Origin of the sequence: Mycobacterium sp. SMC-14 (assembly GCF_046250075.1) — a bacterium.
Taxonomy (GTDB): Bacteria; Actinomycetota; Actinomycetes; order Mycobacteriales; family Mycobacteriaceae; genus Mycobacterium.
In genome coordinates, this window is record NZ_CP176429.1 from 3,466,723 (window position 1) to 3,491,203 (window position 24,481).

Genomic DNA, 24,481 nt, shown 5'->3' on the forward strand with positions numbered 1-24,481 from the left:
AATCGCCACCGCGATTGTCCGGCCTTCGCCGGTTTTCTCCCAGCGTGAATCAGTCGATCAGCACCGCGTATTGCGGCTTGATCACTTCTTCGATGATCTGCACCCGCTGATCGAACGGGATGAACGCCGACTTCATCGCGTTCACCGTGAATCGCTGCAGATCGGCCCAGCCATACCCGAAGGTCTCGGCCAGCACCCACATCTCCTTGCTCATGGTGGTGTCGCTCATCAGCCGGTTGTCGGTGTTGATCGTCACTCGCAGCCGGGCGCGGGCCAGCAGATCGAACGGGTGCTCGGCGATGCTGTCGACCGCGCCGGTCTGCACATTGGAGCTCGGGCATAGCTCCAACGGGACCCGCTTGTCGCGCAGGATCGCCGCCAGCCGCCCCAACCGCACGCCGCCGTCATCGTCGACGGTGATGTCGTCGGTGATCCGCACCCCGTGACCCAGCCGGTCGGCGCCGCAGAATGCGATCGCCTCGTGGATGGAGGGCAACCCGAATGCCTCGCCGGCGTGGATGGTGAACCGGGCGTTGTGGTCGCGCATGTACTCGAACGCATCCAGGTGCCGGCTCGGCGGATAGCCGGCCTCGGCGCCGGCGATGTCGAACCCGACCACGCCCTTGTCCCGGAACCGGATGGCCAGCTCGGCGATCTCCCGGGACAGCGCGGCGTGGCGCATCGCGGTGACCAGGCAGCGGACCGTGATCTCCCGCCCGGTGGCCGCGGCGTCACGCTCACCGTCGGCAAAACCGGCCAGCACCGCATCGGTCACCTCGTCGAACGACAGCCCGCCCTCGATATGCAGTTCCGGCGCGAATCGCACCTCGGCATAGACGACGGCGTCGGCGGCCAGATCCTCGACGCATTCTCGGGCCACGCGGTGCAGCGCCTCGGCGGTCTGCATCACGGCCACGGTGTGGCTGAACGGTTCGAGATAGCGCTCCAGCGAGCCGCTGTGCGAGCGAGTTCGGAACCAGGTCGCCAGCTCGTCGGGGTCGGTCTCCGGAAGCCCGTCGTAGCCGACCTGTCCGGCGATGTCGACAACGGTGGCCGGGCGCAGCCCGCCGTCCAGGTGATCGTGCAGCAGCGCCTTGGGGACGTGCCCGATGGTCTCCAGGCTCACCGGTGTGCTCATGACTTCATCATGGGGTCGCCTCGATGATCAGGGGACGCGGCTGCGGCGGTGTGTCGCCGACGCGGTAGCCGCCGTCGAGCTCGGCCAACGCGGGAGCGAGCCGCTCGGGGGTATCGGTGTACAGCGTGAACAGGGTGTCGCCGGCCGCCACCGGGTCGCCCGGCCGGCGGTGAATCCGCACCCCCGCCCCGTGCTGTACCCGCTCCCCCGGCCTGGACCGGCCCGCACCGAGCCGCCAGGACGCCACCGCCACCGCCATCGCGTCGATAGGCCCCATGACGCCGCCCCGATCGGCAGGCACGGTCTCGCTGCACGCCCCCACCGGCAACGGCGCGCCCAGATCCCCGCCCTGGGCGGACACCATCGCGGTGAATCGGTCCATGGCCGTGCCGTCGGACAGGGTGTGCGCCGGGTCCACACCGTCGATGCCGGCCAGCGCCAGCATCTCGCTCGCCAGCCGCACCGTCAGCGCCACCACATCGGCCGGGCCGCCGCCCGCCAGCACCTCGAGGGCTTCAGCCACCTCGATCGCGTTGCCGACCGCGCACCCCAGCGGCGCGCTCATGTCGGTGAGCAGGGCTCGGGTCGGCACGCCGTGCGCCGCACCCAGCCCGACCATCATCTGGGCCAGTTCCCGGGCCTGCTCAGCGGACCGCATGAACGCGCCCGACCCGACCTTGACGTCCAAGATCAGGGCTCCGGTGCCCTCGGCGAGCTTCTTGCTCATCACCGAGCTGGCGATCAGCGGCAGCGATTCCACGGTGGCGGTGACGTCCCGCAACGCGTAGATCTTGGCGTCGGCAGGTGCCAGAGCGCCGGCGGCGAAGATCGCCGCGCCGACGCCGGCCAATTGCTCACGCAGCCGCGTGGTGGACAGCGCCACATCGAAGCCCGGTATCGCCTCCAGCTTGTCCAAGGTGCCGCCGGTGTGCCCCAGGCCGCGACCCGACGCGCTCGGTACCGCAGCTCCGCAGGCGGCAACGACGGCAACCAACGGCAGGGTGATCTTGTCGCCGACCCCGCCGGTGGAGTGCTTGTCCACGGTCTTGAGGGGCTTGCCGCCGCGGCACAGGTCGGTGAAGTCCATCCGTTCCCCCGAGGCGATCATCGCCGTGGTCCACCGGACGGTTTCGGCCGCGTCCATCCCGCGCAGGTAGATCGCCATCAGCAGCGCCGACATCTGCTCCTCGGCGACCACGCCCGCGGTGTAGGCGTCGATCAGCCAGTCGATCCCGGCATCGGGCAGCCGGTGGCCGTCACGCTTGGTGGCGATCAGGGTCGGGGCGTCGAAGGAGGCCGGCACGCTCATGGCAGCGCGTCTGGTCCGAAGGCCTCCGGCAGCAGCTCGGCCAACGACCGTGCCCCCGCCGGGTGGTCGATGAGCAGTGTGGAACCACCGTGTTCGAGCAGCACCTGGCGGCACCGACCGCACGGCATCAGCAGGGCCCCGTCGGAATTGCTGCAGGAGAGCGCCACCAGCCGCCCGCCGCCGGCCGCGTAGAGCCCGCAAACCACCGCGCACTCGGCACACAGGCCCAGTCCATATGAGACATTCTCCACATTGCAGCCGGTGACCACCCGGCCGTCATCGGTCAGTCCGGCAGCACCGACCCGGAGGCCCGAATACGGCGCGTAGGCGTTAGCTGAAACCTTGATTGCGCTGCGCCGCAACATATCCCAGTCGATTTGGTGGGACATTCAACAGGTCTCCTGTCGATCCGAGCGCACCACATCACCTCGTCCGTCCGTCGGCAACGATCAAAAATCAGCGTAGCCGCAGGCTCTGGCTACTCGTCAGTAACTTTTGCGTGGTCGTTTCGGACCTGTTGATGGGTTTAGAGTCCTTGCCGAGGTTTGTTGACAGCGATTGCGTTGCGGAGCGACCGTACGCACGGTATAGGCCGGGCGCAGCGGGCCGCTGCAGAAAATTTGGAGGCGCTGATGACGGCGACATCCGCGGATGCGGCGACGCCGAGGACCCGGACGGATGGGACGCGGTTCCGGCGGCAGAGTCTGTACAAGGGTGACCCGGGGATGTGGGCGTTCGCGCTACACCGGATCACCGGTGCGACCATTTTCTTCTTCCTGTTCGTACACGTGCTCGACACGGCCCTGGTGCGGGTGAGCCCGGAGGCCTACACCGAGGTGATCGCGACCTACAAGACCCCGCTCGTCGGCCTGATGGAGCTGGGTCTGGTGGCGGCGGTGCTGTTCCACGGTCTCAACGGGGTCCGGCTGATCCTGATCGACTTCTGGTGGCAGGGCACCCGCTGGCACCGCCAGATGCTGGTGGCGGTCGGCGTGATCTGGCTGGTGGTGATGGTTCCGGTGGTGGTTCGGATCGGCATGCACATGGTGGAGCGGTTCCTATGAGCACAATTGACGTACAAGGCAGCAGGGGCCCGATAGCTCCGGTCCGCGGCCTGGACCGCGACCGCCCGGCCAGCCTCGGCGACCCTCGTGCGCCGCAGCGGCACAGCGGGATGCCCAACTTCGAGAAGTACACCTGGCTGTTCATGCGGTTCTCCGGTGCCGTCTTGATCTTCCTGGTGCTCGGTCACCTGTTCGTGATGCTGATGTGGCAGGACGGCGTGTACCGCATCGACTTCAACTACGTGGCGGAGCGCTGGCACTCGCCGTTCTGGCAGATCTGGGACCTGCTCCTGTTGTGGCTGGCCCAACTGCACGGCGGCAACGGCATGCGCACGATCATCGGCGACTACACCCGCAGCTCCCGCAGCCGGTTCTGGCTGATGGCGCTGCTGGCGGTGTCGATCGTCTTCACGCTGGCACTGGGCAGCTACGTGCTGCTGAGCTTCGACGCGAACATTTCTTGACGGCAGATTCGGTAGCGAACGGGTGATATCGCGGTGATTCAAGAACATCGATACGACGTGGTGATCGTCGGTGCCGGCGGCGCCGGGATGCGCGCGGCCGTCGAGGCGGCCCCGCGGGCCCGCACCGCGGTCCTGACCAAGCTCTACCCCACGCGCAGCCACACCGGCGCGGCCCAGGGCGGCATGTGCGCGGCGTTGGCCAACGTCGAGGACGACAACTGGGAGTGGCACGCCTTCGACACCGTCAAGGGCGGCGACTACCTGGCCGACCAGGACGCCGTGGAGATCATGGCCAAGGAGGCCATCGACGCGGTGCTGGACCTGGAGAACATGGGCATGCCGTTCTCCCGGACCCCGGAGGGCCGTATCGACCAGCGCCGGTTCGGCGGGCACACCCGCGATCACGGCAAGGCCCCGGTGCGCCGCGCGTGTTACGCCGCCGACCGGACCGGCCACATGATCCTGCAGACGCTGTACCAAAACTGCGTCAAGCACGGCGTGGAGTTCTTCAACGAGTTCTACGCCCTGGACCTGGTGCTCACCGAGACGCCGTCGGGCCCGGTGGCCACCGGCATCGTCGCCTACGAGCTGGCGACCGGTGACATCCACGTCTTCCACGCCAAGGCCATCGTGTTCGCCACCGGCGGCTCGGGCCGGATGTACAAGACCACCTCCAATGCGCACACCCTGACCGGCGACGGCCTGGGCATCGTGTTCCGCAAGGGGCTCCCGCTCGAGGACATGGAGTTCCACCAGTTCCACCCGACCGGCCTGGCCGGCCTGGGCATCCTGATCTCCGAGGCCGTCCGCGGCGAAGGCGGCCGGTTGCTCAACGCCGACGGTGAGCGGTTCATGGAGCGCTACGCCCCGACGATCGTCGACCTGGCCCCGCGCGACATCGTGGCCCGCTCGATGGTGCTCGAGGTGCTTGAGGGCCGCGGCGCCGGACCGAACAAGGACTACGTCTACATCGACGTGCGTCACCTCGGCGAAGAGGTGCTCGAGGAGAAGCTGCCCGACATCACCGAGTTCGCCCGCACCTACCTGGGCGTGGACCCGGTCAAGGAACTGGTGCCGGTCTACCCGACCTGCCACTACGTGATGGGCGGCATCCCGACCACGAACACCGGCCAGGTACTGCGCGACAACACCAACACCGTGCCGGGCCTCTACGCCGCCGGTGAATGCGCCTGCGTCTCGGTGCACGGCGCCAACCGGCTCGGCACCAACTCGCTGCTGGACATCAACGTCTTCGGCCGCCGTGCGGGCATCGCCGCCGCCGAATACGCCAACGCGCACGACTTCGTCGACCTGCCGGAGAACCCCGCCGACATGGTGACCGGCTGGGTGTCCGACATCCTCTCCGAGCACGGCAACGAGCGGGTCGCCGACATCCGCGGCGCACTGCAGCAGTCGATGGACAACAACGCCGCGGTGTTCCGCACCGAAAAGACCCTCAAGCAGGCGCTGAGCGACATCCACGCACTCAAGGAGCGGTACGCCCGGATCACCGTGCACGACAAGGGCAAGCGCTTCAACTCCGACCTGCTCGAGGCCATCGAGCTGGGCTTCCTGCTGGAGCTGGCCGAGGTCACCGTGTTGGGTGCGTTGAACCGCCAGGAATCGCGCGGCGGACACGCCCGCGAGGACTACCCCAACCGGGACGACGTCAACTACATGCGCCACACCATGGCCTACAAGCAGGGCTCCGACCTGATCGCCGACATCCGGCTGGACTACAAGCCGGTGGTGCAGACCCGCTACGAACCGAAGGAACGGAAGTACTGATGTCCTCCTCAGCTGACTCCGGTTGCTGCTCGTCCGAGGGCGGATGCTGCTCGCCGGGACCATCGAGCGCGGCACCGGCGGCGCTGGTCGACACTGTCCCGGCCGGCGACCCGCCGCTGCCCGCGATCCCCGAGGGCGCGCAGATGGTCACGCTCAAGATCGCCCGGTTCAACCCGGAGAACCCCGACGCCTACGCCGCCACCGGTGGCTGGCAGAGCTTCCGGGTTCCGGCACTGCCCACCGACCGGCTGCTCAACCTGCTGATCTACGTGAAGAGCTACCTGGACGGCACGCTGACCTTCCGCCGGTCCTGCGCCCACGGCGTGTGCGGCTCCGACGGCGTGCGGGTCAACGGCAACAACAAGTTGGCCTGCAAGCTGCTGATGCGCGACATCTTGCCCAAGAAGCCGGGTAAGGAACTGACGCTGACCATCGAGCCGCTGCGCGGGCTTCCGGTGGAAAAAGACCTCGTGGTCAACATGGAACCGTTCATGGATGCCTACAAGGCGGTCAAGCCGTACCTGATCACCTCGGGCAACCACCCCACCCGCGAGCACATCCAGAGCCAGACCGACCGTGCGCGCTACGACGACACCACCAAGTGCATCCTGTGCGCCATCTGCACCACGAGTTGCCCGGTGTACTGGAGCGAGGGCGCCTACTTCGGGCCGGCCGCGATCGTCAACGCCCACCGGTTCATCTTCGACAGCCGTGACGAGGCCGCCGCCGAGCGCCTGGACATCCTCAACGAGGTCGACGGGGTGTGGCGCTGCCGTACCACGTTCAACTGCACGGATGCCTGCCCCCGTGGCATCGAGATCACCAAGGCGATCCAGGAGGTCAAGCGGGCGCTGATGTTCGCCCGCTGACATTCCGGCCCCGCTGGGGCGAGCTGGGGCCACGTCTCGCTCGCGAGCGTGCGTGTTTGCCCGGCGACACGCCGCGACGGCCGTACAACTGTGCACGCTCGCGGTGACGCCGGCGCGCCCGTCGTGATAGGACACTGAGCATGCACTGGTACACCGGCAACACCGTCTACGACACCGTCCTGACCGCAGCGTTCGCCTTCGCGGCGTTCGTGATCATCGGCGGCTTCTTCGGCCAGAGTTCCTACGGGCGGTTCTCGACGACGAAGCTCGGGTTGAACTTGAACCCCAAGTTCGGCTGGTGGTTGATGGAGATCCCGGCGACCGTGGTGTTTCTGGTCGCCTACCTGAGCGGGCCGCACCGCTTCGAGCCGACGTCGCTGGTGCTGGCCGGCATCTGGGCGCTGCACTACGCCAACCGCGGCTGGTTCTTCCCGCTGGCCATCCGCCAAGTGCCCGGCAAGCGCAGCACCTTCAACATCTCGGTGGTGGTGATGGGCATGCTCGTCACGTCCATGCACGGCTACCTCAACGGTGCGCTGTTCAGCCACGACTATTTCGGCCAGTACGGCACCGACTGGCTGACCGACCCGCGGTTCCTGATCGGCCTGGCGGTCTACCTGTGTGGATTCGCCCTGCTGGTCAACTCCGAGTCGATCGTGCGCAACCTGCGCGACAAGAACAATCCCGGCGGCGCCGAGTACCGGATCCCGTTCGGCGGCGGCTTTCGGTTCGTCACCAGCCCGGCCTACTTGGGCGAGATGACGGCGTGGACGGGCTTTGCGATCCTGACCTGGGCGCTGCCCGGCGTGGCCATCCTGCTGATCACCGCGGGCAATCTGATCCCACGGGCGCTGGGCACCCACAAGTGGTACCAGGAGAAGTTCGTCGACTACCCCACCGACCGCAAGGCGCTGGTTCCCTTCCTGGTCTGACACCCCCGGCGCTCACATGTCGCGAGCGTGCACAGTTGTACAGCTTTGGCGGCGTGTCGCCGTACAAACACGCACACTCGCGGGAAGGGCGCTGTCACACTTTTCCGGGCCGGCTCGTCTTAGGGGTATGACTACCAAACCTCGCATCGACCCGCTGCCGCCGAAACGCACCAACATGCTGGTGCGCGCCATGTACCGCTACGCCAAGCGGCGCTTCGGTGAAGTGCCGGAGCCCTTCGCCGTCGCCGCGCATCATCCGCGGCTGCTGGTGGCCAATGCGGTGCATGAGGGCCTGTTGCAGTCCGCGTCGCGCAAGCTGCCCGCCGGCCCGCGGGATCTGGCAGTGTTCTGGACCGCCCGCACCGTCGGTTGCTCGTGGTGCGTGGACTTCGGATCCATGCTGCAACGCCTGGAGGGGATCGACACCGACCGGCTCAAGCAGATCGACGACTACGCGACCTCCCCGCTGTACAGCGAGGACGAACGGGCCGCGATCGCCTACGCCGACGCGATGACCACCGACCCCCATTCGGTCACCGACGAACAGGTCGCCGATCTGCAGCACCGGTTCGGTGACGCCGGGGTGATCGAGCTGACCTACCAGATCGGGGTGGAGAACATGCGATCCCGGATGTACTCGGCGCTGGGCATCACCGAGCAGGGCTTCAACTCCGGAGATTCCTGCCGGGTGCCCTGGGCCACCGAAGATCAACGAGGCTGACTCGCCGGAGTGATCTCGATGTAGGCGATCGGCAGGCCGGCCGCCGCACTCCCCTTGTCCAGACCGCGCTCGAAGATCCGCATCGCCGGGCTCCAGTTGGCGGCGATCGCACGTTCGGCGTGAGCATGATCTGACTCGGGCAGAATCCGGGCGATCGCGGCCACCGGTTGCCCTTCGGGCTTCCCGCGCAGGCTGCTGGGGACCACGACGACGTTCGGGTTGTTGCGGATTCGTTTGACCTTGCCGGTGGATGCGTCGGTACGCACGTAAAGCTTTCCGGCATCGACGCCGTGGTTGATCGGGCTCGGCATCGCCTCCCCCGACCGTTTGAACGTGACCAGCAGGATCTGCCGGGTCTTGTCGAACCCGGCGAAGTCCGTACCGGTGGGCTTTCCGATGTCAAAGGCGTCGCGGTGACGCATTTTGTCCATTGCGCGAAACATCAACGCACCCAAATTCTTTGAGACGCTAGCGGCCACGTTCTTCCTCCGATCGGCTGGCGGGGCGCAGCGGGGACCCGGTGAATTTGTCCGGGTTGGCGATATCCCAGATCGCCACCACCCGCCCGTCGCGCACCGTCATCGCTGTAACGCGCGGCATCAGCTCGGGGAACCCGTCGGCCCCGGGCGCGCCCGGCGTGTAGGCGCCCAGTTCGCCGTTGACCAGTGCCAGTTGGTTCGCGGTGATCAGGGTCGGGCCGTAGCGGCGTGCCAGGCCGAGCAGGAACCGGGCCACCTTCTCGGGACCGCGGATGACCCGCGGGGCGGTCGGCGCCCGGCGATTCGCGTCGCCGGTGAACGTCACGTCGGGGTGCAACAGCGCCACCACGGCCGCCAGGTCACCGGCTGCCATCGCGGCCATCAGCGACCCGACCGCCTCGTCGTGGCGCGGATCGGGCTGCGGCGGCGGATCAGCAGTGACGGCCTTGCGGGCACGCGAGGCCAGCTGGCGGGCCGCGGCTTCGGTGGTGTGCAGCACCTCAGCCACCTCGCCGAACGGCACCGCGAACCCGTCGTGCAGTACGAAGGCCACCCGCTGATCGGGAGTCAGCCGCTCCAGCACCACCATGGCGGCGAACCGGGCATCTTCGCCGGCCACGACCGCCGACAACGGATCCGCGTCATCGCCGGTCACCACCGGTTCGGGCAACCACTCGCCGGCATAGGTCTCGCGGCGGCGCGGCGCCGAACGCAGCCGGTCCAGGCCGAGCCGACTCACCACCGTGGTCAACCAGGCCCGCGGGTCGACGATGCGGTCACGCTCGGCGGCGTCGAAACGCAGCCAGGCGTCCTGCACGATGTCCTCGGCGTCGGCGAACATGCCGGTGAGCCGGTAGGCCACCGCCAGCAGATGAGGCCGCAACGCCTCGAAGTCCTCCACCGACGCCGTCATCGCCACCAGCCTAGGCCTGTGCCGGGCACAGCCGGTCGGACACAATGCAGGAATGGCCAAGCCGCGTATCGACCCCGTCCGCTGGCAACCCCCGCGATCACGGCCGCTGCCCCCGCCGGATCCCACCCCGGCACTGCGACTCGTAAAGATTCCCGGTACCGCTCCCGAGGATGTCGTCGCGGCAGCCGACGGCACCATCTGGACCGGGGTCGAAGACGGCCGCATCATCGCGGTCGACCCGGCAGGCGGCGCACCACGGGTGGTGACCGACACCGGCGGGCGCCCCTTGGGGTTGGCCTTCACCGGCGATCACCGGCTGCTGATCTGCGACAGCCACCGCGGTCTGCTGCGCTATGACCCGCAGACCGATCAGCTGGAGACCCTGGTGAGCGAAGTGGCCGGAGAGCCGCTGACGTTCTGTTCCAATGCCGTCGAATCTGCTGACGGCACAATCTATTTCACCGAATCGACCAGCCGGTTCCACTATGAGCACTACAAGGGCTCGGTGATCGAGGCTCGCGGCAGCGGGTCATTGATGCAACGCAGTCCTGACGGCACGGTGAGCGTGCTGGCGAAGGGATTGCATTTCGCCAACGGCGTGACGCTGACCGCTGACGAGTCGGCGGTGGTGTTCGCCGAGAGCACCGGGCGGCGATTGTCCAAGTACTGGCTGACCGGCCCCCGCCGCGGTTCGATCACTGCGCTGGTGCGGGAACTGCCCGGCCATCCCGACAACATCTCCACCGGGCGCGACGGACGCATCTGGGTTGCCATGGTCTCCGAGCGCAACGCGTTGTCCGACTGGCTGAGCCCGCGTGCGCCGGTGTTGCGCCGGCTGTTGTGGCGACTGCTGCCGTATCGCTGGCTGCCCGACCCGACGCCGGTGGTGTGGGTGGTCGCCTTCGATGCCGACGACGGGCGGGTGCTGGCCCAATACCGCACCGAACACCCCGACTTCGGACTGGCCACGGGCGTGGTGGAGGCCGACGGCCGGCTGTGGATGGGCAGGATCGCCGGGCCGGGTCTGGCCTACTTCCAGCTGTAGCCTCCCGCCGTAACTTGCGCCCCACCAGCCACAGCGTGGCTCCGCGGTTTCGCGGCGCCCGTGACCTACCCTGCACACACGATGACTTCTCTGCGCTCGGTGTCAGCCCTGGTGGCCGCGGGTTTCCTCGCCGCCTCCGCTCCACTGGCGACGGCAGATCCCACCCCGGGCCGGGGCGCGGGAACGGTCGGCTGCCCGTATCAGGTCAGCACCCCTCCCGCGGTGGACGCCTCCGAAGTGCCGCAAGCCGGTGCTCCCCCGTTGCCGCTGCCGGTGCCGGCCACCCCGGTCGGCGGCGAGGCGCTGGCCGGCTGCGGGATCGTGGCCGCACCCGACACCCCACCGGTGCCCGGCGAGGTCTCCGCCGAATCGTGGCTGGTGGCAGACCTGGACAGCGGCGCGGTGATCGCTGCCCGCGACCCGCACGGCCGGCACCGGCCCGCCAGCGTGATCAAGGTGCTGACCGCGATGGCGTCGCTGAACGAGCTGGACCCCAACATGGTGGTTCCCGGCACCCAAGAAGACGCCAACGCCGAAGGCACCCGGGTTGGCGTCGGCCCCGGCGGCCGTTTCACCGTCGACCAGTTGCTGCACGGACTGCTGATGGGATCGGGCAACGACGCCGCACATGCCCTGGCCATGCAGCTCGGCGGCTGGGATGTGGCGCTGCACAAGATCAACACCCTGGCCGCGCGGCTCGGCGGCCGCGACACCCGCGCCGCCACCCCATCCGGGCTGGACGGGCCGGGCATGAGCACGTCGGCCTACGACATCGGGCTGTTCTACCGCTACGCCTGGAACAACCCGGCGTTCACCAACATCGTGGCGACCCGCAGCTTCGACTTCCCGGGTTACGGCGATACCCCCGGATACCAGCTGGAGAACGACAACCAGCTGCTCTACAACTACCCGGGTGCCCTGGGCGGCAAGACCGGCTACACCGACGACGCCGGACAGACGTTCGTCGGCGCCGCGACCCGGGACGGGCGCCGGCTGGTGGCAGTGCTGCTGCGCGGCACCCGGCAGCCGATCCCGCCATGGCAGCAGGCCGCCCAACTGCTCGACTACGGCTTCTCCGTCCCGCCCGGCACCCGGGTCGGGACGCTCATCGAACCGGACCCATCGCTGGTGGCGCCCCGCAGCCCGGCCGACGCCGCGAACCCCCAGGCGATGTTGCTGGCCCCGTCCGACGACACGGTGCCGGTGCGCGTCGGGGTGGGCATTTTCGGAACGATCGTCGTGTTCGCGCTCATCATGGGCGCCCGGGCGGTGAACCGGCGCCCCGGACGGGGCTCGGCATGGTGATCAAGTCTCTGCGCGCATTCGGCTGGCTCACCGGGCTGCTGCTGATAGCGCTGGGGATCAGCCGGATGGCGTTCTCGCTGGATTCCATTCCCGACGGCCAGACCGTCAACGCGACCGTGGACAGCGAGAGCCGCGCAGCCGGAGCCCTGTTGATCGGCTTCGGCGTCGGCTACCTCGAGGCCTTTCGGCGCTCCCCGATCCCGGCTTCAGCCGTGCGCCTGCTGGCCGCCACCATGGCGCTGCTCGGGGTGTCCCGGCTGATGTCCATGGCCGACGTGGGCATGCCGCATCCGGCCTTCACCGCGGCATGCGCCGTCGAATTCGCCGCGGCCGCACTGACCTATTGGTACGCGACCCTCGCCGAGCACCCGCCAGGGCGCTGAACGATCACGCTCCGGAATGCAGCACGATTCCGCGAATGTTCTTGCCGTCCCGCAGATCCTGATACCCCTGGTTCACGTCCTCGAGCCGGTACCGAGCGGTCACCAGCTCGTCGAGGTTGAGCTGACCGGCGTCGTAGAGCCGCAGCAGCCGCACGATGTCGTACTGCGGGTTGGCCGAGCCGAACAGCGATCCTTTGATGGTCTTCTCCATCAGCGTCAGCATCATGCCCGAGACATGGACCGTCAGCTTCTCCGGGCTGGCCAGACCGACCACGATCACGGTCCCACCCTTGCCGACGACGTCGAACGCCGCCGAGATCACTTCCTCTTCGACAGTGCCGACCGTGACAATCGCCTGGTCGGCACCCTGTCCCCAGGACAGCTCGTGGACCTTCTCCGCTGCCTCGCCGGCCGATGAGAATGCATGGCTGGCACCGAATTTCAGCGCCGCCTCGCGCTTGAACTCCACTGGGTCGACTACGACGACGTACTTGGCGCCCGAGTGCAGCGCGCCCTGTACGGCGTTGATCCCGATACCACCGACGCCGTAGATCACCGCGATGTCCCCGGGCCGGACGTTGCCGGCGTAGGTAGCCGCGCCCCAGCCGGTGGGCACCCCGCAGCCCACCAGCACCGCGGTCTCCAGCGGCAGCCAATCATCGATCTTGACCACTGAATGCTCAGAGATGACGGCTCGCTCCGAGAACGTGCCGAGCATGCACATGGCACCGAATTCCTTGCCGCCGGCCCGGAATCGGAACGTGCCGTCCGGCATACACCCGTCCAGAATGGTGGCCCCCATGTCGCACAGGCTCTGGCGACCGGTGGCACAGTAGCGGCATGTGCCGCAGCTGGGGATGAACGAACACACCACGTGATCACCCGGGACGACCTTCGTCACCCCGGGACCGACGTCCTCGATGATTCCCGCGCCCTCGTGACCGCCGACGATCGGATACCGCGGTGGCAGATCACCGTCGGTCAGGTGCAGATCCGAATGACACAGGCCGGCAGCGACATACCGGATCAGCACCTCTCCCGGGCCGGGGCCGTCGAGATCGAGTTCCATGATCTCGAACGGCTTGCCCGGCTCCAGCAACACCGCCGCAGTGGTTCTCACAGCGCCATACCGCCCAGTGCCTGCGCCAGCGTGTCGTTGAGCTCGGACAGCTGCGCCCACAGGGTGTTGGTCAGCTCGGTGTCGTCGGTCGCGTTCAGTAGCCCCACCGACAAGTCATCGCGCGCGTTGAGGAAGCCGGCGGTGATGCTGGTGGCCGGGTCGAACAGTGCGTCGTTGATGACGGTGCCGAACGCGTTGAAGCTGGACAGCAGATTCGACGAGTCCGACCAGTAGTCCGGATTCTGCATCGCCGCAAGGGTTTGCTCGGTGAGGTGCTGCAGTTGTAGCCCGGCCAGGACACTCGGCAACTCGACGTCCTTGATCGCCAGCGGCAGGTTGTTGATCAGTGCGTTGAAGGCACCTTCGGGGTTGGCCAGCACATTGTTGAAGACGCTTGTCCAGTTGGGCCCGAGGTCCGCCGACACCATCCGGTCGAAGATCGACGGCACCGAGTCCTGGCCGCCGAACAGCTGGTCGAAGGTATCCGATCCGATCGCGGCCTTGATCTGGCCGATCTGCAGGTTGTCCCAGAGCCAGTTGATGTTCGACGACTGGTGGAAGGAGTAGCCGTACTCGAGCAGCCGCTCCTGGGCCAGCGCCGCGTACTCCTCCGGGGTGACCGTCGGCATGTCCGCCGGCAGGTAGTCCTTGACGTCGGAGATCGGCACCACGGTGGTCTCGATGTTGGGGTTGGTGATCGTTCCGGACACGTCCTGCCAGCGCAGCAGGACACCACCATTGGTCAGGTCGCCGATGTTCACCCAGTTCGCGTAACCGGGGTTCTCGCCGCTGAGGATGTAGTAGGTGTAGCCGTCGTTGCCCTGGAAGATCTGGGTGCTGTTCAGGCTGCCCGTCACGCTGGCGAACGGAACGTATTGTCCCCATTCGTTGGTGACCTGCAGGCCGTGGTAGTCGGCTTCCAGCTCGGGCACCTTGAGCACCAGCGCCTGGCCCGGCTCCAGCGCAAAGTTGCCCATGCTGCTGACCTGACCCGGCAGGGTCAGTCCCGGGATGTTGGCGGCGGTGTCGCCGAGCTTGCTGAACTCGTTCGGGTCGTTCAACAGCGGGTACTGGATCTGGTGGTAGTAGGTGTCGGACATGTTCACCAAGGGCAGCACCTTGCCGGTGATACCCAGAATGGTGCCGATCTGGTCATCGTTGAGCCACGGAACGCTCTGCTCTGCACCATCTTTGACGATATGGACGTCGTTGTGGATCTGGCCCCAGTCCCCTACGGTGTCTCGCACCAGCAGCGAGGTCGCGCCGGCGCTGCTGAACCAGTTGGCCCCGTTACCGGGGTCTGTGGCGCTGACGATGATGGTGTAGCTGCCGTCCGCGTTAGGGGTCGCGTCGGCGAAGCTGAAGCTTGCCATCGGCGCGAAATTCGATTGCACGACGCTGCCGGAGTAGGTGGCCAGCCCGCCGCCGATGGACCCGTCACCGGGGTGCACCGTGATGGTGTAGCTGCCGTTCGGGTCCAGCGGCATCAGGCCGTACTGGTTGTCCGGGTTGCCGTAGATCAGGTACGACTGCGGGTCGGTGCCCGAAGCGTTCCACATGAACGGGGCCGCCGTGTAGGCAGTCCCGTTGATCTGCGGGAAGTCCGGCAAGCCAGGGAATTTCAGCGTGCCCGCGTTGAACTGGGACAGGATGATCGACAGGGTGGTCGCCGACATGTTCTGTACGTACTGCGGCAGCATGCCATCCGACGCTCCGTGGTTGATGAAGTCGAACAGCGGGTTGTTGGCGTCGAAGTCCGCGATCTGGGCCTGGGCCTGCTCCAGGGCAGCGACCGCGCCCTGCAGGGCGGCGGCCTCGGCGGCCGCGTGCGGCGCGGTCAGCGCCATGGCCAGCCCGCCGGCAGCCATACTGCCCGCCACGCTGGCGACGCGAACCAGCCGGCGGGAGAGCCGACGACGCTCGTCCCGGTTGACGAGGGTGGAACAGTTGGTGACTGCGATGTGTGCCATGCGATTCTCCAAAGGGTGATGAACGATCTGATCTGATTTGGTGTTTGGGTGCTGTGATGTGGCGATAGCGCTACCTCGCTACGGATGCGCGCACGGCCGGCCTGTCGGCGCTGAACTTCAGCGAGCTGTCTTCGACCGGCCCCGTGCGTAGCCGCTCGACGTCTTTTTCGTAGGCCATCTCAGCCGTCCACGGGCCGACCGTGCCGGCGCGCGGGAAGTGAGCGACACCGCGCTGCACGTAGCCCGATCCCAGGTCGAGCAGCGGAATCCGCGGCATGCCCGGGTCATCAAGGACCGGTTCAACGCCCTGATGCCCGTGGGCGTCCATGTGGTCGAGCAACCGGCAGAAGTGTTCGCAGACCAGGTCGACTTTGAGGGTCCAGGAGATGTTGGTGTAGCCGAAGGCGAACACCAGGTTCGGCACCCCGGACAGCATCATCGACTTGTAGACCGTGGTATCAGCGGGATTCACCGCCTGGCCGTCGACACTGAGAGTGATCTTGCCGAAGGCCGACATGGTGAGCCCGGTGGCGGTCACGACCAGGTCGGCAGCCAGCTCACGGCCCGAGGCCAGCCGGATGCCGGTCGGGGTGAACCTGTCGATCACATCGGTGACCACGCTGGCCCGCCCGGACGAGATCGCCTTGAACAGGTCACCGTCGGGCACCATGCACAGCCGCTGGTCCCACGGGTCGTAACGCGGGGTGAAGTGGGTGTCCACATCGAAGTTCTTCGGCAGTTGGCGACGCACATTGGCGATCAGCAGCCGGCGCATCAGCTCCGGCGCGCGTTTGCAGGCCTTGAAGACTCCGCGGTTGAGCAGAATGTTCTTGCGCCGGATGATCGGGTTGGCGCGTTGTGCGCCCAACACCTTGTTCAAGATGTTGGCGACGGGGTCCTCAGCCGGGATCGAGAACACGTAACTCGGCGAGCGCTGCAGCATGGTGATGTGACCGGCCTTGGGGGCCATCGCCGGGATCAGCGTGACCGCCGTTGCGCCACTGCCGATCACGACCACCCGTTTGTCGGTGTAGTCCAGATCCTGCGGCCAGTGCTGCGGGTGGATGACCTGGCCGCCGAACTCCTCGACCCCGGCGAACTCGGGAGTGAAGCCCTCGTCGTAGTCGTAGTAGCCGGTGCCGAGAAACAGGAATCGTGCGGTGAACCGCGCTGTCGCACCACTGCCGGTGTGCTCGGCGGTGACGCTCCAGCGGCCCAGTTCCCGGGAGAAGTCCGCGGCCAGCACCCGGTAGCCGAATCGGATGTGGTCGGCCAGCTCGTTGTCGGCGACCACCTGACGCAGGTAGTCCATGATGATGGGCCCATCGGCGATCGCCTTGCGGTGCGTCCAGGGCGCGAAGCCGAAGCCGAAGGTGGACATGTCGGAGTCGGAGCGAATCCCGGGATACCGGAACAGATCCCACGTGCCGCCGATGGAGTCCCGGCCATCCAGGATCGCGAACGAGGTGCTCGGCCGGCGAGTCTTGAGGTGATAGGCCGCGCCGATCCCCGAGATGCCGGCGCCGACAACGAGGACGTCGTAATCCGCGGTCTGCGTCGCGGTGGTCTCGGTAGTCACTGTGACTCGCTCCTGGAGGGATTCCGGATGTGGCGTGCTTCACGCTAAAGTCGCAACGACCGGGTGCGGTATGTCCGTTCGCTCAGATCTTTCGCAGATATATGTGCAGTGGCACACTCATCGGATGGATTCTTCACCGGCCTCGCCGCCGCCCTCCGACGTCGCCGCGCTGATGGGCGACGTGGCAGAGATGATGCTGTCCGAGATCGACGAGCTGGTCGCGGAGATGGACGCCGCCGAGATCGAACTGAGCCCGTTCCTGGGCGCTGATGCTGCGCTGACCGCGGAGATGTCGGCGAGCAACCGCGCCAACCTCGCCCGGGTGATGACCATGTTCGCCCGCCGCGACGACCGGCCGGCCCCCTTCGACGTCCCGCCCGAGGCCCTGGACGTCGCCCGGACCATTGCCCGCCGCGGCATCGGCCTCGACGTGTTGTTTCAGTCCTACCGGCGCGGACAGAACGTCGGCTGGCAGCGCTATATGGCGCATGCCGCTCGTATCGTGCCGCCGGGCCCGCTGCTCATCGAGCTGCTGAACGCCTCTTCGCAACGCATGTTCGAGTACGTCGACCACGTGGTCAGTCACGTGATCGCCGAGGCCCAGCGCGAGCGCGAGGAGGTGCTCGGCGGTGCGCTGGCGCGCCGCGCCGAGACCATCCGGTTGATCCTCGACGACGCCCCGATCGACAGCCGGCGGGCCAGCGAACAGCTGGGCTATGAGTTGGGCCGACACCACACCGCGCTGGTGCTGTGGGCTCCCCCGCTCGGCGAGATCCAGGGCGCCCTGGAATCCGCCGCCGGTGTGCTGGCCCAAGCCGCCGGCGCGCGGCGGCCGCTGACGCTGCCCGCCGGAACGTCCACGTTGTGGGCGTGGCTGGGCAGTGACGCCGCGCCGGCCCTGGATGCGTTGCAAGAGGCGATCAATCGCATCCATCCCAATATCCGCGTCGCGGTGGGCCCCGCCCGGCGCGGGATCGGCGGTTTCCGCCGCACCCACGGCGCAGCCCTGGCTGTCCAGCGGGTGCTTGCCGCGCATCCCGCCGGGACCCGGATCGGGCTCTACGACGAGTTGGAGGTCACCGAACTGGCCGCCCAGAATCTCGACCGCGCAGCCGAATTCGTGGCCACCACACTCGGCCCGTTGGCTGCCGACAACTCCAGCGCGGATCGCCTGCGCGAGACGCTGCGGGTGTTCCTCGACGAGGCCGAAAACGCGCCGCGGGCCGCGGCCCGCCTCCATGCGCACCGAAACACGGTGCTGCAGCGGGTGGCGCGGGCCACCGAGCTACTCGGTTACCCGCCCAGCACGCGGCGGCTGGCGGTAGAGCTCGCGCTCGAACTCGCCCACCAGATCGGCCCGCGGGTTCTCACCCGATCCTGATCGCCAGCAAGGCGATCCCCTACCGTGGGCGGCATGGGCCGATTCGAGGAACTGCGCCGCTCCTCGCCGCTGGCGCTGCTGGTGGGAGTGGCCGCCGCCAGCGTCGGCGTCATCTACGGCTACGACCTGTCCAATATCGCCGGCGCGCTGTTGTTCATCGAGCGTGATTTCGGGCTGACCGAAGCCCAGCAGGAGATGATCGCCACCGCGACGGTGATCGGCGAGATCGCCGGCGCCATGGCCGGCGGGTGGCTGGCCAACGCGATCGGCCGGAAGCGCTCGATGGTCGTGGTGACGCTGGGTTACGCGGGTTTCGCGTTGCTGGGGGCGGCGTCGACGTCGGTGTCGACACTGACCGTGGCACGACTGCTGCTCGGTATCACCATCGGCGTATCGGTGGTGGTGGTGCCGGTGTTCGTGGCCGAGTCGGCGCCGGCCCACGCCCGCGGCGCACTGCTGGTGACCTACGGGGTGGCCACGGTGATCGGGATCATCGCCGGCTACCTGTTCGCCTACCTCCTGGCCGGTTCCGGCAACTGGCGGGCGATGCTGGGCCTGGCCGCGGTGCCGGCGGTGCTCGTCGCCCTACTGCTGGCACGTATCCCCGACACCGCCCGCTGGTATCTGCTCAAGGGCCGTATCGACGACGCGGAACGCACCCTGCGGCGCATCGAACCGGGCGCCGACGCGCAGCGCGAGCTGGCCGAGATCAACCGCACCTTGGCCGAGGAACAGGCCGGCGGGGTCGGCGTGCTGCGCGAGATGCTGCGGCCGCCGTATCTGCGGGCGACGCTGTTCGTGGTGACGCTGGGCTTCTTCATCCAGATCACCGGGATCAACGCGATCGTCTACTACAGCCCGCGGCTGTTCGAGAAGATGGGCTTCGAGGGCGATTTCGCACTGCTGGTCCTGCCGGCGCTGGTGCAGGTCGCCGCCCTGGCGGCAATGGTCGTCTCGCTGGTGATCATCGACCGGGTCGGCCGGCGGCCGATCCTGCTGTCCGGTATTGCCACCATGGTCGCGGCGAACCTATTGCTGATCGCGGTGTTCGCCGCCGGTGACGCGTTCGGCAACGCCCTGACGGCGGTCAAGTTCGGCGGGGTACTGCTGTTCACCGTCGGCTACACGTTCGGATTCGGTTCACTGGTCTGGGTGTATGCCGGGGAGAGCCTGCCGGCCCGAATGCGGTCGGTGGGGGCGTCGGCGATGTTGACCTCGGATCTGGTGGCCAACGCGATCGTCGCCGCGGTGTTTCTGACCATGCTCACCTCGCTGGGCGGCGCCGGGACGTTCGCGGTGTTCGGCGTCCTGGCGATCCTCGGCCTGGCGTTCGTCTATCGCTACGCCCCGGAGACCAAGGGCCGGCAGTTGGAAGACATCCGGCACTTCTGGGAGAACGACGGACACTGGCCAGCCGAGGACGGCCGGGACGCAGGGGCCCTGGTGCCGGGCAGCGAGGCATCGGCATGAGCGTCATCGCCGCCGGCGCCGTCGTGCTCGACGGCCGGGTGCACCGGCCGGGCTGGGTGGCGGTGGCCGGTGGGCGGATCGCCGATTGCGGATCTGGGCCGGTTCGTGCGGACACCGATTTCGGTGACTGTGTGGTGGTGCCCGGCTTCGTCGACATGCACTGCCACGGCGGCGCCGGCGTCTCCTACGCCGACGATCCGGACCGGGCGGCCGCCTTGCATGCGTCGCACGGCACCACCGCGGGCCTGGCCAGCTTGGTGACCACCTCCCGGGAAACCCTGCTGGCCCAGGTGCGCACGCTGGCTGCCGCGGTCCGGCGCGGCGTGGTGGACGGCATCCACCTGGAGGGGCCGTGGCTGAGCCGGTTGCACTGCGGTGCACACGACAGCGGAGCGCTGCGCGCCCCCGAGGACGCCGAGGTCGACGCGCTGCTGGCCGCCGGTGAGGGCACGATCCGGATGGTCACGCTGGCACCCGAGCTGCCCGGCGCCATCACGGTTATCCGGCGCTTGGTGGATGCGGGAATCGTGGTGGCCGTGGGCCACACCGACGCAGGCTACGAACTGACACAGGAGGCGGTCGACGCCGGCGCGACGGTCGGCACGCACCTGTTCAACGCGATGCGGGCCCTGCACCATCGCGAGCCGGGCCCGGTTCCCGCGCTGCTGTCCGATCCTCGGGTGACCGTCGAGCTGATCGCCGACGGCGTGCACCTGCACGCGGGCGTGATCCGGCACGTCGTGGCCACTGCCGGCCCGGACCGGGTCGCGCTGGTCACCGATGCGATGGCCGCCGCCGGCGCCGGTGACGGCGCGTTCACCCTGGGCGGGCTCGACGTTGACGTCACCGAGGGGGTGGCCCGGCTGCGCGGCAGCGCGACCATCGCCGGTAGCACCGCCACCATGGACCGGCTGTTCGCGACCGCGGTACGACTGCTCGGGGCCGAGATCGGTATCGAGGCCGCCATTGCCGCGGCCGTGCGCATGACCTCGTCCACTCCGGCGCACACCCTCGGGCTGCATCGCACCGGTGTCCTGGCCGCCGGACGCGACGCCGACCTGGTTGTGCTGGATCGGGATTGGCGGGTCTCGCGAGTAATGCGGCGCGGCGCCTGGCTCGGTTAAGCTGCGGTGATGAGCGAACCGACCGTCACCCACGACAACCGGCAGTACCAGATCACCGTCGACGGCGAACAGGCCGGGTTTGCCGACTACATCGAAAACGGCGATCAGCGGATCTTCCACCACACCGTGATCGACAAGGCCTTCGGCGGACGCGGCCTGGCCGGCACGCTGATCGGCGCGGCCCTGGCCGACACCCGCGCGGCCGGCAAGCGGGTGGTGCCGACCTGCTCGTTCGTGGAGGCCTACATCACCAAGCACCCGGAGTTCGCCGACCTCGTCGACCCGGCTGGTGAGCAGTGACGCGGATCCCCCTCAACAAGCAGTCCGCCTCGGTCTACCAGGCCTACCTGGACGCCGCAGCGGAGGTGCGGGCGCGGGCCGAAGAGGCCGGGTTGTCGCGGACGGTCCTGGAGCTGGTGAATCTGCGGGTGTCACAGATCAATGGGTGCGCGTTCTGCCTGAATATGCACAGCAAGGCGCTGCTGGACACCGGTGACACCGTGCAACGGATCGCGGTGCTGCCGGCCTGGCGGGACACGCAGCTGTTCTCCGACACCGAACGGGCCGCCCTGGAGCTCGCCGAAGCAGTCACGTGGATCTCCGACACCCACCTCGACGACGACGAGTACGCGCTGCTGCGCGAGCACCTCACCGACGACCAGGTCTCGCTGCTGATCTGGGCGGCGATCACGATCAACGCGTTCAACCGGGTTTCGATCATGAGCCGCTACCCGGTGCGGGCCGAACAGTAGGAAACCGCGTCACCCCTCTGGGGGTATCGCCGGCCAGTCTTGCCCATATAGTTCAAATTTGAATTACCTAGCGAGCAGGGCTATGGTGGTGTCAACAAGGCCGATCAGCAGGGTTAGCGACTTGCTCGGCCATCGTTGATCCAAATACGTACGACTTACTTCTCGAGATGAGGTGCCCGGTGTCCGACCAGCAGTTGTCCGACCGGCAGGCGCAGGCCTGGGGTGCCTATATCGAGAGCAGCATCCAACTCGAGACCCGGCTCGACGAGCTGCTCCGCGGGCGGACCGGTCTCACGCTGATCGACTATCACCTGCTGATGCTGCTCGCCGGGGCCCCGGAACAGCGCATGCGCATGAGCGAGTTGGCCGATCGGATGGTCTTCTCTCGCAGCCGGATCACCTACCAGATCGATTCGATGACCAAACGCGGGCTGACCGTACGCGAATCGGCACCCGACGACCGGCGGGGCTACCGCGCCGTGCTCACCGCCACCGGCCTGAAGGCCCTCCAGGAGGCGATGCCGGCACATGCCTGCTCGGTTCGCGAGCTGTTCCTCGACGACTTGGACTCCGACGAATTGGCTTGCGTCGAGCGCATCTTCAGTCGGCTACGTAACCGGCTCGGCGACGAACGAAAGGTCCGATCGTGACATTCACTCCCGCCGAACTGGCCTACCTGCGCGATGAATCGATCGGTCGGCTGGCCACCGTCGGGCCGGCCGGCGATCCCCAGATCAGACCGGTCAGTGTCCACCTCGGTCCGGACCAGGCCACGATCGACATCGTCGGCCACGCACTCTCGACAACCCAGAAATGGCGCAACGTGCTCCGGGATCCTCAGGTGGCCTTCATCGTCGACACCGTGATCTCGGTGAGGCCGCCGCAGGCCCGTGGCATCGAGATCCGCGGCATCGCCACCGCACTGCCCGGAGCGGGCCGCACCGAAGACGGACTCTCCGGCGACATCATCCGGATCACCCCGCGGCGGATCGTGGCCTGGGGTCTCGACTCAGCCGGCACCAGTGCCCGCGACATCACCGACGACGAAAGGAACACACCATGACACACAGGATCAACTGGGATGACGCCTACCGGCAACCGCAGGTGCCCGCCTGGAACATCGGTGCGCCGCAACCGGAATACGCGGCGCTGATCGCGCGGCCGGGCACGGTCCGCGATGACGTGCTCGACGCCGGGTGCGGTCACGCCGAACTGTCCCTGGCCTTGGCCGCGCGCGGTCATACCGTTGTCGGCATCGACCTGTCCCCCACCGCGGTCGCGGCGGCCACCGCTGCTGCCGCCGAGCGCGCCCTGACCACCGCAACCTTCACGGCGGCCGACATCACCGCCTTGACAGGCTATGACGGCCGGTTCTCCACCATCTTCGACAGCGGACTGCTGCACGCTCTGCCCGACGAACTGCGGGAGAACTATCTGCGGGCCATGTACCGCGCGGCGGCTCCGGGCGCGACGTTCTACATTCTGGCCTTCGCCGCGGGCGCCTTCACCGACCACAAGGGCCCGGCACCCACACAGTTCACCGAAGAGCAGCTGCGCGAAGAGGTTTCGACGTGCTGGGTTGTCGACGAGGTTCGGCCGGCGCCGCTGTTCGCCACGATCGGTCAGATGCCCGGCCTCCTGCTGACTGCCCACCGCCCGGCGTGACGGCCGGCGCCATTCAGGCGCGTGATTGCGGCTGCCACCGATTCGGATCTGCTTCGAGGGCAGCGCGATCCCAGTTGCCGCGCACCGCCGCCGCTTCATAGGTGTCTTGCAGAAAGTCCAGCAGCACCCGGTCCGGCTCGGGCGCTTGCCGCACCGCCTCGTAGGGCAGCACGTACTCCCCCATCTGCGTGCTGTAGAAGGCTTCTGCGGGGCGGACCGGGTGATCGGCGAAGCCCTCGGGTGCCGGGTAGGCGTAGGCATAGAAGCCGCCTTCGGCGCCGCCGCCCGGCCAGAACCCGCAGCTGCTGAGTTCGTGTGAGTAGCCTTCGACCATTACCCAGTCACCGCAGTTGGGTGCCCCACCGGGGTGCGTCGGAGCGCGTCGGCCCGAGAATCGGGTGCAGGCAAGATCCATTGCTCCCCAAAAGAAATGGACGGGGCTGACCTTGCCGATGAAGCGCGACCTGAACTGGCCCAGCACGCGGTCCGCCTGCACCAATTGCCGCCAGAACAGGTGGGCGGCCTGCGGGTCGTAGGAGGCGTGCTCGACGTCCTCGGCGAACGGCACGGCGGGCTCGACCTCGTTGGGGTGCGACTGGATACGGGTTTGCAGACCCAACTCGGCCAGCATCGACATGACCGTGGCGTGGAACTCCGCCACCGACTGCTCCCGCAGCGGCGCGGTCCGGGTCGCACCGGAGCTTGTTCGGATCACTAACTGGTGGTCGATGAAGTCGAATGCGATGTCGAAAACATCGCAGCCGTAAGGGATCGCCGACGTGGTGAGCCCTCGTGGGGTGACGTACAGCGTCACCTGCCACCAGTGGTTCACCAGGGGCGCGTGCGCCAACCGGACCTTGCCGACGATCTGGGTCCACATGTGCAGGGTGTCCCGGGTCGGACCCCAGTCCTCGACACGAAGACTTGGCCAGGTACTTGCGGATTCGTCAGCCACGATCGTCCTCCCTCCACGAGCAGTCGGGCAGGCCGGAGCAGGAACCAGACGGTCC

General features: G+C 67.7%; 25 protein-coding genes and 1 pseudogene. 17 read left to right on the forward strand and 9 right to left on the reverse strand.

Annotation, left to right across the window (positions count from 1 at the left end):
• Nucleotides 1-49 precede the first annotated feature (49 nt).
• Genes ACKY0W_RS16475 through ACKY0W_RS16485 form a run of 3 tightly spaced genes read right to left on the reverse strand, consistent with a single transcriptional unit; the run spans nt 50 to nt 2,836 of the window.
• Nucleotides 50-1,138: an adenosine deaminase gene (locus tag ACKY0W_RS16475; protein ID WP_409434938.1), complete on the reverse strand. Its 1,089-nt coding sequence runs from the start codon at nt 1,136-1,138 to the stop codon at nt 50-52.
• Between the two features lie 7 nt (nt 1,139-1,145).
• The gene (locus ACKY0W_RS16480) at nt 1,146-2,447 is read right to left on the reverse strand and encodes a thymidine phosphorylase (protein WP_409434939.1); all 1,302 of its coding nucleotides are present in this window, start codon (nt 2,445-2,447) and stop codon (nt 1,146-1,148) included.
• Complete coding sequence (locus ACKY0W_RS16485; protein WP_409434940.1) at nt 2,444-2,836, reverse strand: cytidine deaminase; 393 nt, start codon at nt 2,834-2,836, stop codon at nt 2,444-2,446. The genes ACKY0W_RS16480 and ACKY0W_RS16485 overlap by 4 nt, the downstream gene beginning before the upstream one ends.
• A gap of 240 nt (nt 2,837-3,076) precedes the next feature.
• Between ACKY0W_RS16485 and sdhC the strand changes: the two genes are divergently transcribed.
• From sdhC to ACKY0W_RS16515, 6 genes and pseudogenes are all read left to right on the forward strand, one after another.
• A complete protein-coding gene (sdhC, locus tag ACKY0W_RS16490) occupies nt 3,077-3,511 on the forward strand; it encodes a succinate dehydrogenase, cytochrome b556 subunit (protein WP_406758188.1) in 435 nt (144 codons plus the stop codon).
• Nucleotides 3,508-3,975: a succinate dehydrogenase hydrophobic membrane anchor subunit gene (locus ACKY0W_RS16495; protein WP_409434941.1), complete on the forward strand. Its 468-nt coding sequence runs from the start codon at nt 3,508-3,510 to the stop codon at nt 3,973-3,975. The genes sdhC and ACKY0W_RS16495 overlap by 4 nt, the downstream gene beginning before the upstream one ends.
• A gap of 33 nt (nt 3,976-4,008) precedes the next feature.
• Nucleotides 4,009-5,763 carry a succinate dehydrogenase flavoprotein subunit gene (gene sdhA / locus ACKY0W_RS16500; protein ID WP_406758002.1) on the forward strand — a complete coding sequence of 585 codons (1,755 nt, stop codon included), beginning with the start codon at nt 4,009-4,011 and terminating at the stop codon, nt 5,761-5,763.
• Nucleotides 5,763-6,632: a succinate dehydrogenase iron-sulfur subunit gene (locus tag ACKY0W_RS16505; RefSeq protein ID WP_406758001.1), complete on the forward strand. Its 870-nt coding sequence runs from the start codon at nt 5,763-5,765 to the stop codon at nt 6,630-6,632. Before sdhA ends, ACKY0W_RS16505 begins: the two co-directional genes overlap by 1 nt.
• A 140-nt stretch (nt 6,633-6,772) precedes the next feature.
• Complete coding sequence (locus tag ACKY0W_RS16510) at nt 6,773-7,564, forward strand: 3-oxo-5-alpha-steroid 4-dehydrogenase (protein WP_409434942.1); 792 nt, start codon at nt 6,773-6,775, stop codon at nt 7,562-7,564.
• Nucleotides 7,565-7,658: 94 nt separating this feature from the next.
• Nucleotides 7,659-8,285: pseudogene (locus tag ACKY0W_RS16515) on the forward strand (carboxymuconolactone decarboxylase family protein); the annotation flags it as partial.
• Here ACKY0W_RS16515 and ACKY0W_RS16520 read toward each other — a convergent pair.
• Entirely contained in the window at nt 8,273-8,716 is a 444-nt protein-coding gene (locus tag ACKY0W_RS16520) for a PPOX class F420-dependent oxidoreductase (RefSeq protein WP_409434943.1), read from the reverse strand. The pseudogene ACKY0W_RS16515 and the gene ACKY0W_RS16520 sit on opposite strands and share 13 nt — an antisense overlap.
• A 37-nt stretch (nt 8,717-8,753) precedes the next feature.
• Nucleotides 8,754-9,677 carry a sigma-70 family RNA polymerase sigma factor gene (locus ACKY0W_RS16525; protein ID WP_409434944.1) on the reverse strand — a complete coding sequence of 308 codons (924 nt, stop codon included), beginning with the start codon at nt 9,675-9,677 and terminating at the stop codon, nt 8,754-8,756.
• Nucleotides 9,678-9,729: 52 nt separating this feature from the next.
• Between ACKY0W_RS16525 and ACKY0W_RS16530 the strand changes: the two genes are divergently transcribed.
• The 3 genes from ACKY0W_RS16530 to ACKY0W_RS16540 all read left to right on the forward strand — a co-directional run bounded on the left by ACKY0W_RS16530 (nt 9,730) and on the right by ACKY0W_RS16540 (nt 12,410).
• Nucleotides 9,730-10,722: an SMP-30/gluconolactonase/LRE family protein gene (locus ACKY0W_RS16530; RefSeq protein WP_409434945.1), complete on the forward strand. Its 993-nt coding sequence runs from the start codon at nt 9,730-9,732 to the stop codon at nt 10,720-10,722.
• A gap of 81 nt (nt 10,723-10,803) precedes the next feature.
• Entirely contained in the window at nt 10,804-12,027 is a 1,224-nt protein-coding gene (locus ACKY0W_RS16535; protein WP_409434946.1) for a D-alanyl-D-alanine carboxypeptidase family protein, read from the forward strand.
• On the forward strand, nt 12,021-12,410 hold the full coding sequence (locus tag ACKY0W_RS16540; RefSeq protein WP_409434947.1) for a DUF4345 domain-containing protein: 390 nt from the start codon (nt 12,021-12,023) through the stop codon (nt 12,408-12,410). The genes ACKY0W_RS16535 and ACKY0W_RS16540 overlap by 7 nt, the downstream gene beginning before the upstream one ends.
• 4 nt (nt 12,411-12,414) lie before the next feature.
• On the opposite strand, the gene ACKY0W_RS16545 is transcribed toward ACKY0W_RS16540, so the two are convergent.
• From ACKY0W_RS16545 to ACKY0W_RS16555, 3 genes are all read right to left on the reverse strand, one after another.
• On the reverse strand, nt 12,415-13,530 hold the full coding sequence (locus ACKY0W_RS16545) for an NDMA-dependent alcohol dehydrogenase (RefSeq protein WP_409434948.1): 1,116 nt from the start codon (nt 13,528-13,530) through the stop codon (nt 12,415-12,417).
• The gene (locus ACKY0W_RS16550; RefSeq protein ID WP_409434949.1) at nt 13,527-15,500 is read right to left on the reverse strand and encodes a hypothetical protein; all 1,974 of its coding nucleotides are present in this window, start codon (nt 15,498-15,500) and stop codon (nt 13,527-13,529) included. Before ACKY0W_RS16550 ends, ACKY0W_RS16545 begins: the two co-directional genes overlap by 4 nt.
• 70 nt (nt 15,501-15,570) lie before the next feature.
• Entirely contained in the window at nt 15,571-17,079 is a 1,509-nt protein-coding gene (locus ACKY0W_RS16555) for a flavin-containing monooxygenase (protein WP_409434950.1), read from the reverse strand.
• 124 nt (nt 17,080-17,203) lie between these two features.
• On the opposite strand from ACKY0W_RS16555, the gene ACKY0W_RS16560 reads away from it, so the two are divergent.
• The 8 genes from ACKY0W_RS16560 (at nt 17,204) to ACKY0W_RS16595 (ending at nt 23,471) form a co-directional block, all read left to right on the forward strand.
• Nucleotides 17,204-18,460, forward strand: coding sequence for a PucR family transcriptional regulator (locus tag ACKY0W_RS16560; RefSeq protein WP_409434951.1), 1,257 nt, complete (start codon nt 17,204-17,206; stop codon nt 18,458-18,460).
• Between the two features lie 51 nt (nt 18,461-18,511).
• A complete protein-coding gene (locus ACKY0W_RS16565; protein ID WP_409437824.1) occupies nt 18,512-19,930 on the forward strand; it encodes a sugar porter family MFS transporter in 1,419 nt (472 codons plus the stop codon).
• Complete coding sequence (gene nagA / locus ACKY0W_RS16570) at nt 19,927-21,054, forward strand: N-acetylglucosamine-6-phosphate deacetylase (protein WP_409434952.1); 1,128 nt, start codon at nt 19,927-19,929, stop codon at nt 21,052-21,054. Before ACKY0W_RS16565 ends, nagA begins: the two co-directional genes overlap by 4 nt.
• 9 nt (nt 21,055-21,063) lie before the next feature.
• Nucleotides 21,064-21,354: a GNAT family N-acetyltransferase gene (locus ACKY0W_RS16575; protein ID WP_409434953.1), complete on the forward strand. Its 291-nt coding sequence runs from the start codon at nt 21,064-21,066 to the stop codon at nt 21,352-21,354.
• On the forward strand, nt 21,351-21,806 hold the full coding sequence (locus tag ACKY0W_RS16580; RefSeq protein ID WP_409434954.1) for a carboxymuconolactone decarboxylase family protein: 456 nt from the start codon (nt 21,351-21,353) through the stop codon (nt 21,804-21,806). The genes ACKY0W_RS16575 and ACKY0W_RS16580 overlap by 4 nt, the downstream gene beginning before the upstream one ends.
• Before the next feature lie 179 nt (nt 21,807-21,985).
• A complete protein-coding gene (locus ACKY0W_RS16585) occupies nt 21,986-22,456 on the forward strand; it encodes a MarR family winged helix-turn-helix transcriptional regulator (RefSeq protein WP_409434955.1) in 471 nt (156 codons plus the stop codon).
• The gene (locus tag ACKY0W_RS16590; protein ID WP_409434956.1) at nt 22,453-22,869 is read left to right on the forward strand and encodes a PPOX class F420-dependent oxidoreductase; all 417 of its coding nucleotides are present in this window, start codon (nt 22,453-22,455) and stop codon (nt 22,867-22,869) included. Before ACKY0W_RS16585 ends, ACKY0W_RS16590 begins: the two co-directional genes overlap by 4 nt.
• Nucleotides 22,866-23,471, forward strand: a complete 606-nt coding sequence (locus ACKY0W_RS16595; protein WP_409434957.1) for a class I SAM-dependent methyltransferase — start codon at nt 22,866-22,868, stop codon at nt 23,469-23,471. Before ACKY0W_RS16590 ends, ACKY0W_RS16595 begins: the two co-directional genes overlap by 4 nt.
• A gap of 13 nt (nt 23,472-23,484) precedes the next feature.
• Here ACKY0W_RS16595 and ACKY0W_RS16600 read toward each other — a convergent pair whose 3' ends face one another.
• The gene (locus tag ACKY0W_RS16600; RefSeq protein WP_409434958.1) at nt 23,485-24,426 is read right to left on the reverse strand and encodes a DUF5996 family protein; all 942 of its coding nucleotides are present in this window, start codon (nt 24,424-24,426) and stop codon (nt 23,485-23,487) included.
• Between the last annotated feature and the right edge of the window lie 55 nt (nt 24,427-24,481).